Origin of the sequence: Enterobacter sp. SENG-6, from assembly GCF_001605945.1 — a bacterium.
GTDB classification, from domain to species: domain Bacteria; phylum Pseudomonadota; class Gammaproteobacteria; order Enterobacterales; family Enterobacteriaceae; genus Enterobacter; species Enterobacter cloacae.
Genome location: NZ_LOMM01000066.1, coordinates 32,864 through 47,502, shown reverse-complemented (window position 1 = coordinate 47,502; position 14,639 = coordinate 32,864). Strand labels below are relative to the sequence as shown.

Below are 14,639 nucleotides of genomic sequence, written 5' to 3'. Positions count from 1 at the left end.
TCAATTTTATTGCTACGAAATAACTCGTTTAAGATTAAAGAATACAACGATTAAGTACATTATGTAATTTATAACATAAGCAATATTTGCGCCTGAAACGCCAAATTTCTCTATAAAGAAAAGACTTAAGAGTACCCAAGTAAATCCAAATATAATTTCTGTACTTATGAAGTATTTGGTTGCTTTTTTCGCTAACATCGGATATGCATATAACCAACTAATGACTTTTATAACATCACCAATTAATTGTATAGCGAATAACTCTCTCGCAGGTAAAAAATCCCGAGTGAATAATATAATAATCACATAATCACGAAGAAAGTAGATAAACAATGCAGCAAGTATAATTAAAGGTAATACAAATAAAACAACCGAATTTATTTCTTTTTTTATTTCATCCGGACTATTTATAGAAGCTAGCCTTGGCAAATAGTAAACTGAAAGCGCCATCGTTAGAACACCTAAGTAGACTTCTGAAATTTTCCATACTGCTTGCCATTGTCCTGCAGAATCCCATCCAGTATGTGAAACAAGAGAGTTTCTAATAAAAATCAAAGCAAAAGGAATAATCACTGCGCTAACAGCGGTCATTAGTACAAATTCTAAAATATTCTTGTTTGCTTTGCGGTCAGTTCGTCCGAACCAATAAGAAAACTTCATCCATGCTTGTCTGCAATTAATTATAAAGGCAATCAGACCTATAAATACGTACTGTAATGAAGCTGCAACCAAAGCGCCGTTTATCCCCCAGCATACTATCATAATGGAGATAAGGCCTCCTGAGAGCACCGCTGAAAGCATCCCCGTTAGAATATAAAACTTATAGTTCTGCAACCCATTTAACACTGATGTAATAGCAGTACCAAATGAAGTTATTGGTAACGTCAATATAGTAATAACAACGATCCATCGATATTGAATATCATGGAAAATCCATTCAGCTATATTTGATGAAAAAAATAAAAGAAACGGAGTAAAACACAGCGTAATAATAAATGTGTAATAAATTGATGCTCGCCACCAGGGCGAGCATTTCTCATAACTATCGTAATTTTCCGCAGTGTATTTTACTATACCTGTGCCTGTAGGGGCGTTGGCTATTCCATTAACACCTGTAACTAAACTCTGCAATTGTCCTAATAATGCCATACCTGTTGGTCCGGTATATAGCGCAATTAGTTTTGCTATTATAAACCCGATCCCAATCTTAACTAATGTCATTACACCGGACATAGCCGTTATGCCCAATAACTTTTTCATCCGGTATAGCCATTCAATATTTTTATAATATAATTTACATTATCATCGTTAAGCGTTGAGTCTAACGGTATTGATAACACTTCATTATGCATGGCTTCTGATATTGGTAAGCTTAAATGATTCCAGGAGGAATAAGCTTGTTGCTTATGCGGTGGAATTGGATAATGAATAAGAGTCTGGATGTTGTTCTGGGACAAATATCCCTGCAATTTATCACGATTATTTGTACGGATAACAAATAAATGCCATACATGGCTTTTTTCATCACCAGACGCAATTTCCGGTAAAGTAATGTGAGGATTTATAATAGATTTACGATATTTTTGTGAAATTTTTTGGCGAGAAATAGTCTCATCATTCAAATGCCGCAATTTTACTCTTAACATTGCTGCCTGAATCTCATCCAGACGGCTATTTACACCTTCGTAGATATTCTGATATTTCTTATGAGAGCCATAATTTCTTAATGCCTTTACTACCTCAAAAAATTCATTATCACTAGTAGTAATAGCACCTGCATCTCCCAGAGCGCCAAGATTCTTGCCTGGATAAAAACTAAAGCCCGCTGCATTTCCCCAGTTGCCTGCATTGCGGTCACACATGGAAGCACCATGTGACTGAGCACAGTCCTCAAGAACCAGCAGTCCATGTTCATGTGCGATATCCATTATTTCCTGCATCGGGCTCAATTGGCCATAAAGGTGTACAGGTAGAATCGCTTTCGTTTTCGGTGAAATAGCTTTTTTAATATTCTCGACAGAAAGGTTATAACTTTTCTCAGAAGGCTCAACCAGGACAGGAATGAGGTTATTAGCGGTAATTGACAATATGGATGCGATATACGTATTTGCCTGAACAATAACCTCGTCACCTTCTTTTAATTTGCCCATTAAAATCCAGGCTTTGAGCGAGAGAGTCAAGGCGTCCAGACCGTTGGCAACACCCAGGCAATACTTTGATCCTACATAACGTGCGAATTCTGACTCAAAATTGCTGAGCTCATCACCCATTATATACCAACCAGATTGGATCACTCGTGAGCATGCTTCCTTTAATTCCTCTTCATACTTACTATTGAGTTCTTTTAAATTTAAAAAATTAATCATTTTAGTCTCTTAAGCTTTGCTGTTTTCGTTAGCATGAATGGTGAATGTATCATAATCACGGATATAATCTTTTTCATCATAATGACTGTCTGCTAATACCATAAGAACACAATCACTTGAGAAATCATACATTTCACGCCAAATACATGACTCTATAAGAAGGCCTTGTGCTGGATTATCGAGCACCACCTCAATACGCTCCGTCCCATCATCTAACAGGAAACGACACGAACCTTTTACTGCAATAGCTACCTGCTTTAATTTCTTATGGGCGTGAAAGCCTCTCCGAACCCCCTCTTTAGTATCAAAGATGTAATAAACTCTTTTAATACTAAAAGGTATATTATTTTCTTCTTCTAAAGCGACTAACGAACCGCGGTCATCACCATGCTTTTGAAGTGGGATAAAATTTATTTTCATTATTTACCTTGAATATTTAGTGAAGCAAATGCTGAGCCATTTTGATCTTTCTCAGAAATAATATATTCCATTTGTGGCCATTCTATATTCAAGTCTTTATCATTCCATTTAATACAACGCTCATGAGTTGGCGAGTAATAATCAGTAGTTTTATAGAGAAATTCAGCATATTGACTTAAGGTAAGAAAGCCATGCGCAAATCCAGGCGGGATCCAAAGCTGTTTATTATTTTCCTCGGATAATACAACACCAACCCACTGTCCATAGGTAAGAGAACCTTTACGAATATCGACAGCCACATCAAAAACTTCTCCGGATACACATCTGACCAATTTTCCTTGTGCGAAAGGAGCCTCCTGATAATGTAATCCGCGTAACACTCCTTTAACTGAGCGGGATTGATTATCTTGTTTGAAGCTTACATCAGAATTTATTTTCTCTTTGAAATTTTTCTCATTGAAGCTTTCAAAGAAATAACCTCTTTCATCATTAAATACTCGAGGTTCGATAATCATGACACCATGGAGTGAAGTATTAGTAATTTTCATCAAACCCTCTATTCAAAACATGTAATACATAGAATAAATACTATTTTCGCGTAACATCGTAAATTCGCTTCAGAGCCCAAAGCGGCAATAATCTAGGAATGCTTCTTAAAATGAAATAATAGTATGACGTAAATATATTCTGAAAGTGCGTCTTTCTTTTGAGCTGCGCAAGCTTATATTCACTTGCAATATACTTTATACCTCGTCGTCGAACCAGCATATCGGCTCCAACTCTGACCAATACTAATGGCACGTCAAGATTACCTGCCTTAAATCCATTCCCCAGTAGCCTAAGCCATAAATTATAATCTTCCATAAGATAATGGTGCTGATATCCGCCAACAGCCTGAATACTCGATTTCTTAAAAATAACCGTCATATGATTAAACGGATTTTTAAGTCTTGCGAATTTTTTTATCTCATCGTTTATGAGGGGTACTTTCCTTTCAGAGACAATATTATTTTTATTTCCGATGAATTCATAAGTGCAACTTCCTGATATATCAATATCAGGATTCATTTCCATAAACTTTGTTTGTAGTTCAAAACGATTGCTTTTACATATATCATCTGTATCCATTCGCATAATATAATCGAAAGAACAATGCTTCATTCCTTCATTAAGCGCCTCTCCTAATCCTACATTATTTTTTAAAGCAACTATTTTAATTGGTAAGGACGATAACCACTTATCTACTACTGCTTTTAAAGCCTTATTAATTGGACCATCATAGACAAGCACAATCTCATCTGCCTGTAGCGTTTGAGAGGCCAAACTTTCTAAACATTCATCCAGGTAGGCAGATTTCTCCTTGTCATAAAGCGACATCAACACACTAAAACGCATATTATCCCCGCACAGCCGTACTGGTTTACTCATAAACACCAATGTTGTTTAATATAAGAGCAATTAGTTTAATAAAATAACCTGATATAACATCCTTGTTTTTATAAAGAGATGAACTACAAAAACAGGTTCTTATATTTTCTTATCAATCATTTTCAAAAGATATTGGCCATAATTATTTTTTGCTAGCGGTTTAGCGAGTTTCGCTATTTGGTCAGCATTAATAAACCCTTTACGATAGGCAATTTCTTCTGGACATGAAACCTTTAATCCCTGGCGTTCTTCAATAGTCGCAATAAAGTTACTTGCTTCTATCAAGCTTTGGTGAGTCCCTGTATCCAGCCAGGCATAACCACGTCCCATCATGGCAACTGAAAGTTTACCTTGTTCCATATATATACGGTTGATATCAGTAATTTCAAGTTCGCCACGTGCGGACGGTTTTAAATTCTTCGCCATCTCAACAACACTATTATCATAGAAATAAAGTCCTGTCACAGCATAATTACTCTTTGGTTTAAGCGGTTTTTCTTCGAGACTGATGGCCGTACCATTTTGATCGAATTCTACTACGCCGTAACGTTCTGGATCGTTCACGTGATACGCGAATACTGTCGCGCCACTGTCTTTATTAACGGCGGTATCCATCAGTTTTGGCAAATCGTGCCCATAAAAGATATTATCCCCTAGAACCAAGGCACAATCATCATTTCCGATAAATTCTTCACCGATGATAAACGCCTGCGCGAGGCCATCCGGGCTTGGCTGAATTTTATATTGTAAGTTTAACCCCCACTGACTACCATCACCCAGAAGTTGTTCAAAACGCGGAGTATCCTGTGGAGTACTAATAATCAAAATATCTCGAATACCAGCCAGCATTAATGTTGACAATGGATAGTAAATCATCGGTTTATCATAGATTGGCAGTAATTGTTTGCTGACAGCCATTGTTACCGGATACAGGCGAGTACCAGAACCACCTGCGAGAATAATACCTTTACGCGTTTTCATTTTATCATCTCTTAATTTACGAGATGCCCATTCCCGGGCATCTTATTCATTATTAAATCGCAGTTGCCGTAAACCATTCTGTCAGCATGCGTTTAACACCTATTTCCCATTGTGGAAGAACCAAGTTGAAACTCTGCTGGAATTTCTGTGTATTCAAGCGTGAATTTGCAGGGCGCTTCGCTGACGTTGGGTAAGCACTGGTGGGTACTCCATGAAGCTGCGTTAATGCCAGTTCAATACCCGCTTTTCTCGCTTCGTCAAAGACCAGCGAGGCGTAGTCGAACCATGTTGTAGTTCCACTTGCGACAAGGTGATAAGTACCGGCTACCTCTGGCTTTTCCAATGCAACCCGAATAGCATGAGCTGTACAGTCTGCTAACAATTCAGCACCCGTAGGCGCACCAACTTGGTCGTTAATTACCGAGAGTTCATTGCGCTCTTTGGCAAGTCGCAGCATGGTACGCGCAAAATTATTCCCTTTAGCCGCATAAACCCAGCTGGTGCGGAAAATTAAATGGCGCGTGCAGTTGTCGCTCAATGCTTTTTCGCCAGCAAGTTTAGTTTCACCATAAACATTTAATGGCGAAGTAGCATCCGTTTCCAGCCAAGGCGTATCCCCATTCCCCGGGAATACATAATCTGTGGAATAATGAACAACCCAAGCCCCCACTTTCTGAGCCTCTTTAGCAATCGCCTCAACACTCGTTGCATTCAGCAACTGAGCGAATTCAGGTTCTGACTCGGCCTTATCAACTGCAGTGTGCGCAGCCGCGTTGACGATCACATCAGGCTTAATACGGCGCACAGTTTCTGCAATGCCTTCAGGATCACTGAAATCACCGCAATAGTCCCGCGAATGGACGTCAACAGCAATCAAATTACCCAGTGGCACAAGAGCACGCTGTAGCTCCCATCCCACCTGCCCTGTTTTGCCAAACAACAGGATGTTCATTAAGTACGATCCCCATAATTTTCTTCAATCCACAATTTGTAATTACCGCTTTTCACGTTCTCTACCCACTGTGTGTTCGCCAGGTACCATTCTACGGTTTTGCGAATGCCACTTTCGAAGGTTTCCTGAGGCTTCCAGCCCAGCTCCTGGCCAATTTTTTTTGCGTCAATCGCGTAGCGGCGGTCATGACCCGGACGGTCAGCAACATAGGTTATCTGGTCGCGATAGGAGCCTTCCTTCGGCACAATTTCATCTAATAAGGAGCAGATGGTATTTACCACATCAAGATTTTGTTTTTCATTGTGGCCACCGATGTTGTAGGTTTCGCCAATCTTGCCTTGCGTCACCACGGTATATAACGCGCGAGCGTGATCTTCAACGTATAGCCAATCGCGGATCTGATCACCTTTACCGTAAACCGGCAGGGGATTTCCATCCAGCGCATTGAGGATTACCAGCGGGATAAGTTTTTCCGGGAAGTGGTAGGGACCGTAGTTGTTAGAACAGTTAGTAACAATCGTAGGGAAACCATAGGTGCGCAGCCAAGCACGGACTAAATGATCGCTGGATGCTTTAGAAGCAGAGTACGGGCTGCTTGGGGCATAGGCGGTGTTTTCAGTAAACAACGGCAGTTCATAACCCTTTGCAACTTCGTCCGGATGTGGAAGATCGCCATACACTTCATCTGTTGAAATGTGGTGGAACCGAAATACCGATTTTTTCTCAGAACTTAACTCGGACCAGTACTTGCGGCTTGCTTCCAGCAGCACATAGGTACCGACAATGTTAGTCTCGATAAAAGCTGCCGGGCCAGTAATTGAGCGATCAACGTGGCTCTCAGCGGCCAGATGCATCACAGCATCCGGCTGGTACTCTGCAAAAATACGCGCCATGGCATCGCTGTCACAGATATCGGCATGCTCAAAATGATAACGATCGCTCTGCGCAACGTCAGCCAGAGATTCAAGATTCCCTGCGTAAGTCAGTTTATCAACGTTAATAACAGAGTCTTGCGTATCATTAATAATGTGTCGTACCACTGCAGACCCAATGAAGCCTGCTCCACCAGTGACCAGAATTTTCACGTTTATTTCACTCTTAAGGTTTTCAGAAACAGTTTATTACATGCCAACACCCTGTAAACTTTCGAGAAGCTCCAGGGTGGAGAAGATAAAAGTCTGCTATGTCAACTTACCTTTTCATTCCAGAGTAAGTCGCAGATACCATCGGTTGGATTGAACGCTGCGGGTGCCTGCAATAGTATTTCACGCACGCGTTCGTAGTCGAACTCGCTGCAGGCATTGTCGAGGTCCTGGAGAATAATGTTCATCTCACTCCACGGCAACATCACTTCATTAGCGGTCCTGATACGTGGGTGCTGTGTTGTAGAAACATTGTCGCCGATAAGTAACTCTTCATACAGTTTCTCTCCCGGACGCAGACCCGTCGTTTTTATCGCAATATCACCATAAGGATTTTTATCATCACGTACCGTGAGCCCCTGGAGGGTAATCATGCGATGTGCAAGATCGATAATCTTGACAGGTTCCCCCATATCCAGAACAAAAACATCACCGCCGGTACCCATTGCTCCCGCCTGTATTACCAACTGCGCTGCTTCAGGGATCGTCATAAAGTAACGCGTAATATTCTCATGGGTCAGTGTCACAGGACCACCCGCAGCAATCTGTTTTTCAAACAACGGCACAACAGAACCCGACGAACCTAATACGTTGCCGAAGCGAACCATGCTAAAACAAGTATTGCTGGATTCTTTCGCCAGCGCCTGCAGCACTAGCTCAGCCATTCGTTTTGTCGCCCCCATTGTATTGGTAGGCCGCACGGCTTTATCAGTCGAAATTAAGACAAAGTTTTCTACACCGCAACTCGCTGCAGCCTGAGCGCAACTAAGCGTACCAAAGATATTATTGCGCACTCCGTCAAGAACATTGAACTCGACAAGCGGTACATGCTTGTACGCCGCAGCGTGATAAATCGTATTGACGTTGAATGTGTTGATTAATCTCTCGAGATGCTCTTTATCTTGTACGTTACCGAGAATTGGGTAAATTTTAACCTCATGATTCTGGCTGAGATTCAGATTACGCAGTTCCGAATCAATGGAGCACAGTGAGAACTCTGACAACTCGAACAGAATAAGCTGGTTCGGCTTATTTTTAATTATCTGTCTGCAAAGCTCAGAACCAATCGATCCCCCCGCCCCGGTAACCATAACCGTTTTTCCGTTGATATTTCGGGAAACCAACTCCGGAATCGGTGAGACGGGATCACGACCCAGCAGATCGGTAATAACCACTTTGCGCAACGAATCAATACGCGCTTTACCCTCTACCAGATCGACCATTCCTGGAATGGAGAGCACCTCGCACGGCAAACCTTCCAGTGTTTTAATGACTTCGTTTTTCCTTGCTCGACTGGCACTTGGCATGGCGAGCAGAATTTTCTTCGCTTCGTATTTCTCAACCAACCATGGCAGTTTTTCCGGCGCGAAAACGCTGACGCCGTGAATCACCTGCCCTTGCAAAGCGCGGTTGTCATCGACAAAAGCAACAGGATAATATTCGTCCATCTGGCTCAGCGCTGGCAGTAGCTGACGGCCCGATGCACCGGCACCATAAATCACCACTCGAGTGCCCAGATTTAACCCACGATTTACCAACATCCTCATACCAAGCCGCGAGCCGGCAATGAGCAGTAAACCGAACGAGAAATAAATGAATGGAATCGTTCTCGGCAAATAGAGATTGGTATAAAACGCTGCGATAATCAGCAAAATGGATGATATAACCATCCCTACTGTAACTACTAGTAATATTTTTGCAGTAATATAGCGAATGACGGCGCGATAAAGACCTAGCTTAACAAATATCGTCAGAGTGACGATAATTATTGAAAATATAAATAACCAATGTTCCCTGCTATCTATTGGAGTCATTGAATCGATGCGTACCCAAAATGCAAACCAAAATGCACATAAAAGAAGCACAACATCTATCGCAAGTGTAATAATACGTTTTATCGGTCTGGATAAAGATATTAAATAATTTAGCATACTAAAAACTGGTCGCCTCGTTAAAGCTTGCATTCAGTTTATAAAATAGTACCAGCTGAACACACTGAGTAATCATCTACTATTGCATTATAACCACCCACTGTACCCGCCTGCAGAAACGCTGATTTCCCAATAACAGCGCCGCCAGCAAGATGAACACCAACTCCTAAGTGGGCAAAATCACCTAAAGTAGAATCATGATCTACTGTCGAATGGCTATTTACGATCGTACCCGCACCTAATTTCACGTTGGCACCAACCACTGCCCCCGCTAATACAACAGAGCCGTCAGCAATTGTCGCTGATGGACTAATGAATGCAAAGGGATGTATAAGTGTTACGGGGTGAATACCTAAGCTGACAAGTTGCTGGTAGAGCTGTTCTCTTATTTTATTATTTCCAATACCAATAGCTACTTTACTGGCCTTTTCGATATGTAACTGTAGTTCTGAAATTTTTCCAATAATGAGTTTCTTTATGTCATGGAAAGGAGATGCATTATCGTCAAGAAAAACGATATCCGTATATCCCAGGAGTCTCGCCATCTCGCAGAGCGTACGCCCATGACCACCCGCCCCCAAAATCACCAATTTATGCATTTACGTTGCTCTCTTTGTCTTTAACGCCTGCACCGCATTTGAGCGCAACAGCTAAAAGGGGGAGCCAGGCGATAATCAGCCCAACAACACCATCAATTTTGGTTGAGGCAATAAGGAAGGCGATCGGGAAGAGCCACAGCAGGTTGACGGCAATCGCCATCATTGTCACCGGAACGTGGGTGCCATATTTTCTGGCAAGGATTTGATAGCCATGGCTGGCATGCGCTTCATAGACTTTTTTGCCCGCTACAACTCTCCTCAGCAAAGTTGTAGTGGCATCGACGATAAATACGCCCAGCAAGCATAATTCTGCAATAAAGAAATGCGTATCTATTTTCGCAACATGGAGGATCATCAATCCGATGGTTATCCCAAGGAAACCACTCCCGGCATCGCCCATGAAAATTTTCGCTACCGGGAAGTTCCAGACAATAAAGCCGGCAGCGGCACCGATAAGAGCTAGCGTAAGCGGATAAATACTCCCAGGCACGTCTGTGTACTGATTAACAACAATCAACACTGCGCTACATGAAGCAAATGTGATTGCCTCTGCACTGGCTAATCCATTAATTCCATCCATGAAATTATATAAATTCAGCATCCAGACCAGATATACGCAACCGAGAATCATACCAATCCAGGATAAGGAAAGATCGTAACCTAACAGTGTAACTACAGGGAAAGATCCCAAGAAATAGATGCCAATTGCCGCGGCCATAAAATGCATTAATAGACGCCAGCGAGCCGCGATATGACCATGATCGTCAAGGAAACCAATGATGGCAACCATTAACCCTGGAATAAATAAACCTAAGAAGCTATCTAATGTCAGCACGCGGCTGAAATAAAACCATACTAACGCCACCAGGAGCGTAAGGACAATAGCCACCCCGCCACCTCGCGGCGTCGGCACAGAATGCGAGCTCCGCTGGTTTGGACGGTCGATAACATTATGCTTTATCGCATATACACGTAACCCCCAGGTCAGCATGCATGATACTAAAAAAGCGAATATTACAATCCCTAAATTCACCATTATTTATTACCTTCGATATAATATTTCGCCGTTTTTTTCATAGTTTCATGAAGTGTTATCGGGGGTGTCCAGTGCAAATGTTCCCGCGATTTTGTGGCATCGACTTCCAGATTGCCAAATAACTGTTCGAAAATTCCACCTTTACCAATTGCGGATAGCAATACCTTCAGGATGAATTTAGGAAAATAGATATTTTTCGCGTTAATCCCCATACCTGAAGCAAAAGCGTTAATCATATCTTCGGTTGAAGGTTGTTCCATATCAGCGAGAAGATAGAGTTGATTTTTGGATTTTTCATTAACGACGCATTCATTGATAAAGCTAACGACATTACCTAATGATACAAGTGCCCGCTTGTTCCCGACATTTTTAAATGGCAACGGCAAGTTCTTCGACACCAGTTTTAAAAGACGCTGTATATTACCCGGAGCATTTTCACCACAAATTAATGCCGGACGGACAATAGTGATTGCCATATCACTCTCTGCGAAGCTTTTAAGTAAACTCTGCTCAGCTTCTAGCTTCGAAATTGCGTAATCAGAGGTTGGCCGGGGCTCCGACGCTTCAGAAAAAGGGATTCCCGCAGTAGCATTACCGTTGACACCGATCGAGCTTACAAAAATAAAATGTTTAACACCACTGGTCGCGGCATCTGTCGCTAATTTCATGGTCGCGTCGTGATTAACCCGACGAAATTCCGCCAAAGCATCCTGTGCATCATCATTAAGAATATGTGCCCTTCCTGCAGTATGAATGACTGTGTCGCATCCCTGAAGAAGATTTACCCAGTTGGTATCGGCTGAGATATCACCCAGGTTGTAAATTCCCTGTTCAGGGTTCTCCTGCTTGCGAGTTGTTACTAGTACCTCGTGTCCCGATGATTTCAACGCCCGGACTAAAGCAGTACCAAGAAACCCGGTTCCGCCCGTCACCAATACTTTCATTGATATCCCCTATCTGCTCAATCTGATATTTTTTTGCCCACGAGGAGTGCAGAATCGCGAGAAACTGTACAGACCTCGCTATTCCATTGAGAATGCCGGGCACGCTACCGCCCCTGGCTTAACAGCTACCAGTGCACTGAGCGAAGTTTGAATAAATGATTTTTCTGGTCTGGATTCAGACAAAAACTGGCGTTAATTGTCGTCCTAAATGACCTCAGAAACAAGTACAAATCGTTACAAATCTGACCAGATTTAAATCAGATAAATCCATGTTATCATTAGAATTAATAACAAAAAACGGCAGCTACCATTTTGGTTATGTTTCAACATACCCAAATGATGACTGCCGCTTGTGCAAATCAAGTAAGATAAAATCAGTCGTTAGCTAACAACTTCTCAATCCGGCTTCTGAACTTCGCCCCTTCCTTCAGGTTGCGCAGCCCATAGTTCACAAACGCCTGCATGTAGCCCAACTTCTTACCGCAGTCGTAGCTCTCACCGGTCATCAGCATCGCGTCAACAGACTGCTTCTTCGCCAGCTCGGCAATCGCATCGGTCAACTGGATACGATCCCAGGCGCCTGGCTCGGTTTTTTCCAGCTCGGCCCAGATATCTGCGTTCAGGACATAACGGCCAACCGCCATCAGGTCAGAATCCAGTGTCTGCGGCTGATCCGGTTTTTCGATGAACTCAACGATGCGGCTCACCTGCCCTTCTGTCTCCAGCGCTTCTTTAGTCTGGATAACAGAGTACTCGGACAGATCGCCTTTCATGCGTTTCGCCAGCACCTGGCTGCGGCCTGTTTCGTTGAAACGCGCCACCATCGCCGCCAGGTTATAGCGCAGCGGATCCGCAGAAGCGGTATCAATGATGATATCCGGCAGGACCACGATAAACGGGTTGTCGCCAACAACAGGGCGAGCACACAGGATGGAGTGGCCCAGGCCCAGCGGCTGCGCCTGACGCACGTTCATGATGGTCACGCCAGGAGGACAAATGGACTGCACTTCCGCCAGCAGTTGACGTTTAACACGCTGCTCCAGCAGCGCTTCGAGTTCGTAAGAGGTGTCGAAGTGGTTTTCAACCGCATTCTTGGACGAGTGCGTAACCAGAACGATTTCTTTGATCCCTGCAGCAACAATCTCGTCGACGATGTATTGAATCATCGGCTTGTCGACGATCGGTAGCATCTCTTTAGGAATGGCTTTTGTGGCTGGCAGCATATGCATGCCCAGTCCGGCTACCGGAATGACTGCTTTCAAATTAATCATTATTTCTTCCACCTTAAAATGGTTGACGAATTATAGCTCTTAAACCTGTTTTCGCCAGTATGATTTGCCGTAATCCTGAAATGATATTACGCCTTAGCACCACAAATTACAGTAGTTGTAATCTGAATAGAATGCGATTCCGTGCCAGGAATAGTCGCAAAAAGCCCACTGACGATTATCTGTGCGGCAGCGCAAAATTCAGCCGTTCCGTATTCACCACATGCTGATCTACCCGGTCAATATCCACCGAGCTCTGCCCTTTCTCATTCACTGCTTTGATGTTTGCCAGTGACAGCAACGTCTCGTCTTTCGCCATAAACTTACCCCGCACATCCTTACGCAGGTCGAAGTTCAGCTTCAGCGCGGGTCCGATTGCTGCTTCCTGCATCACGTTGATATTGCGTAAGAAAAGGTGCTGAGGTTTGTTATGCAGCTCAAGCGTCGCGCGCTGCATCTCGACGTTGGTGATGGCCACAAACGAGGTCGCATTACCGGATGAAATTTGTATGCCGCGCAGCTTATAGGCAAGCTGGCTATTATCCAGACGAATATCGTTAAGCTTGAAGTTCTGCGGAATCGACAGGTAGTCACCTTTAATCACGCCGTAACCGATTAACATGCCGGCACTATTGACCATATCGACATTATCAATAACGAAATTATCACAGCCATAAATTGCTACCGTGGCATTGTCTATTCCCGCCTTTTTACTGAAATCAGGCGTAATATTTTTGGCCTTAATATTGCGGATAATAAAGTGTTTACCGTTCTCAACGTGCACCAGCTGGCGGCAGTTGCTGCCGGTGATATTGGCAACCACAAAGTTCTTCACGGTCTGTTTTTCCGGGTAGTCGTTGTCGTAGGTACTGCCCGCAAGGCCAATACCAATCCCCCAGTTAATCTTCCCGTTGGTGCAGTTGATGTTGTCGATCACATGGTCGGAGATCAGAATATTGCGGTCATTGATGGCCACATTCCACTCGATCGCATCGCCCTGCAGGTGGCTGAATTTGCTGTTGGTGATGCGGGCGCCATCCACCTGGTTGTGAAACCCCTGGCGCAGGATGGCGTAATTGGCCTGGCTCACGCGGATGTTATCAATAACCAGATTACGCATCACGCTGGGCTTTTTGCCGCCAATGTAGATTTGCGTTACCGGGCCAAATCCGCTCATCGCCAGCCCTTTGATGACACAGTCAGAGCCACGAACGTCAAGGGTAATATTTTCGGTACGGCCTTCGCCCTCACCGATGACTTTGCTGCCCTCCTGCAGGACAAAGCGCCCCCGGCCATTGCCGGTTAACGCCCCGCGAATCAGCAGCGTTTTGCCGTCAGGAATGAAAATGCCCGTGTTGATGTTTTTGCAGGTGAGCCCTGCAGGCACTACGACGGTGTCGCCTTCGTTAAACGCCTGCTTAAAGGCGGCGATCCAGTCGTTGTTATTGTACTGATTTACAGAGACCGTCTTTCCGGTTGCCGCCCGCGCAACGCGGGGCGACAGTAGCGGCATTGCCGCCAGGACGGACAGAGAAGAGACAAAGCTGCGTCGGGTAATCTTTTTCAGCATAC

The 14,639-nt window shown here is 43.6% G+C and carries 14 protein-coding genes; all 14 read right to left on the bottom strand.

Annotation, left to right across the window (positions count from 1 at the left end):
- Positions 1 to 12: 12 nt before the first annotated feature.
- A complete protein-coding gene (locus AX755_RS20675) occupies positions 13 to 1,260 on the bottom strand; it encodes an O-antigen translocase (protein ID WP_062857350.1) in 1,248 nt (415 codons plus the stop codon).
- Entirely contained in the window at positions 1,257 to 2,366 is a 1,110-nt protein-coding gene (locus tag AX755_RS20670; protein ID WP_062857349.1) for a DegT/DnrJ/EryC1/StrS family aminotransferase, read from the bottom strand. Before AX755_RS20670 ends, AX755_RS20675 begins: the two co-directional genes overlap by 4 nt.
- A gap of 9 nt (positions 2,367 to 2,375) precedes the next feature.
- On the bottom strand, positions 2,376 to 2,786 hold the full coding sequence (locus tag AX755_RS20665) for a sugar 3,4-ketoisomerase (protein ID WP_058678687.1): 411 nt from the start codon (positions 2,784 to 2,786) through the stop codon (positions 2,376 to 2,378).
- Positions 2,786 to 3,334 carry a dTDP-4-dehydrorhamnose 3,5-epimerase gene (rfbC, locus tag AX755_RS20660; protein ID WP_058678686.1) on the bottom strand — a complete coding sequence of 183 codons (549 nt, stop codon included), beginning with the start codon at positions 3,332 to 3,334 and terminating at the stop codon, positions 2,786 to 2,788. Before rfbC ends, AX755_RS20665 begins: the two co-directional genes overlap by 1 nt.
- A gap of 40 nt (positions 3,335 to 3,374) precedes the next feature.
- Complete coding sequence (locus tag AX755_RS20655; protein WP_224085266.1) at positions 3,375 to 4,214, bottom strand: glycosyltransferase; 840 nt, start codon at positions 4,212 to 4,214, stop codon at positions 3,375 to 3,377.
- 99 nt (positions 4,215 to 4,313) lie between these two features.
- Positions 4,314 to 5,195 (bottom strand): glucose-1-phosphate thymidylyltransferase RfbA, encoded by an 882-nt coding sequence (gene rfbA, locus AX755_RS20650; protein ID WP_058678684.1) that lies wholly within the window; start codon positions 5,193 to 5,195, stop codon positions 4,314 to 4,316.
- A gap of 52 nt (positions 5,196 to 5,247) precedes the next feature.
- Positions 5,248 to 6,147, bottom strand: coding sequence for a dTDP-4-dehydrorhamnose reductase (rfbD, locus tag AX755_RS20645; RefSeq protein ID WP_058678683.1), 900 nt, complete (start codon positions 6,145 to 6,147; stop codon positions 5,248 to 5,250).
- A complete protein-coding gene (gene rfbB / locus AX755_RS20640; RefSeq protein ID WP_058678682.1) occupies positions 6,147 to 7,232 on the bottom strand; it encodes a dTDP-glucose 4,6-dehydratase in 1,086 nt (361 codons plus the stop codon). The genes rfbD and rfbB overlap by 1 nt, the downstream gene beginning before the upstream one ends.
- A gap of 101 nt (positions 7,233 to 7,333) precedes the next feature.
- Entirely contained in the window at positions 7,334 to 9,103 is a 1,770-nt protein-coding gene (locus tag AX755_RS20635) for a polysaccharide biosynthesis protein (protein WP_442856036.1), read from the bottom strand.
- A gap of 155 nt (positions 9,104 to 9,258) precedes the next feature.
- Complete coding sequence (locus AX755_RS20630) at positions 9,259 to 9,819, bottom strand: PglD-related sugar-binding protein (RefSeq protein WP_062857346.1); 561 nt, start codon at positions 9,817 to 9,819, stop codon at positions 9,259 to 9,261.
- Complete coding sequence (locus tag AX755_RS20625; RefSeq protein WP_062857345.1) at positions 9,812 to 10,855, bottom strand: MraY family glycosyltransferase; 1,044 nt, start codon at positions 10,853 to 10,855, stop codon at positions 9,812 to 9,814. The genes AX755_RS20630 and AX755_RS20625 overlap by 8 nt, the downstream gene beginning before the upstream one ends.
- A complete protein-coding gene (locus tag AX755_RS20620; protein WP_058678678.1) occupies positions 10,855 to 11,799 on the bottom strand; it encodes an NAD-dependent epimerase/dehydratase family protein in 945 nt (314 codons plus the stop codon). The genes AX755_RS20625 and AX755_RS20620 overlap by 1 nt, the downstream gene beginning before the upstream one ends.
- Before the next feature lie 374 nt (positions 11,800 to 12,173).
- Entirely contained in the window at positions 12,174 to 13,070 is an 897-nt protein-coding gene (gene galF / locus AX755_RS20615) for a GalU regulator GalF (protein WP_013097865.1), read from the bottom strand.
- Positions 13,071 to 13,245: 175 nt separating this feature from the next.
- Complete coding sequence (gene wcaM / locus AX755_RS20610; protein WP_048971164.1) at positions 13,246 to 14,637, bottom strand: colanic acid biosynthesis protein WcaM; 1,392 nt, start codon at positions 14,635 to 14,637, stop codon at positions 13,246 to 13,248.
- Positions 14,638 to 14,639: the final 2 nt, after the last annotated feature.

Bases quoted from the DNA above. Each gene is read 5' to 3' on its own strand.
- galF (WP_013097865.1), bottom strand. From the start codon at position 13,070: ATGATTAATTTGAAAGCAGTCATTCCGGTAGCCGGACTGGGCATGCAT.
- AX755_RS20665 (WP_058678687.1), bottom strand. From the start codon at position 2,786: ATGAAAATAAATTTTATCCCACTTCAAAAGCATGGTGATGACCGCGGT.
- AX755_RS20655 (WP_224085266.1), bottom strand. From the start codon at position 4,214: ATGAGTAAACCAGTACGGCTGTGCGGGGATAATATGCGTTTTAGTGTG.
- rfbA (WP_058678684.1), bottom strand. From the start codon at position 5,195: ATGAAAACGCGTAAAGGTATTATTCTCGCAGGTGGTTCTGGTACTCGC.
- AX755_RS20625 (WP_062857345.1), bottom strand. From the start codon at position 10,855: ATGGTGAATTTAGGGATTGTAATATTCGCTTTTTTAGTATCATGCATG.
- rfbD (WP_058678683.1), bottom strand. From the start codon at position 6,147: ATGAACATCCTGTTGTTTGGCAAAACAGGGCAGGTGGGATGGGAGCTA.
- AX755_RS20635 (WP_442856036.1), bottom strand. From the start codon at position 9,103: ATGACTCCAATAGATAGCAGGGAACATTGGTTATTTATATTTTCAATA.
- AX755_RS20675 (WP_062857350.1), bottom strand. From the start codon at position 1,260: ATGAAAAAGTTATTGGGCATAACGGCTATGTCCGGTGTAATGACATTA.
- AX755_RS20620 (WP_058678678.1), bottom strand. From the start codon at position 11,799: ATGAAAGTATTGGTGACGGGCGGAACCGGGTTTCTTGGTACTGCTTTA.
- AX755_RS20630 (WP_062857346.1), bottom strand. From the start codon at position 9,819: ATGCATAAATTGGTGATTTTGGGGGCGGGTGGTCATGGGCGTACGCTC.
- AX755_RS20670 (WP_062857349.1), bottom strand. From the start codon at position 2,366: ATGATTAATTTTTTAAATTTAAAAGAACTCAATAGTAAGTATGAAGAG.
- rfbC (WP_058678686.1), bottom strand. From the start codon at position 3,334: ATGAAAATTACTAATACTTCACTCCATGGTGTCATGATTATCGAACCT.
- wcaM (WP_048971164.1), bottom strand. From the start codon at position 14,637: ATGCTGAAAAAGATTACCCGACGCAGCTTTGTCTCTTCTCTGTCCGTC.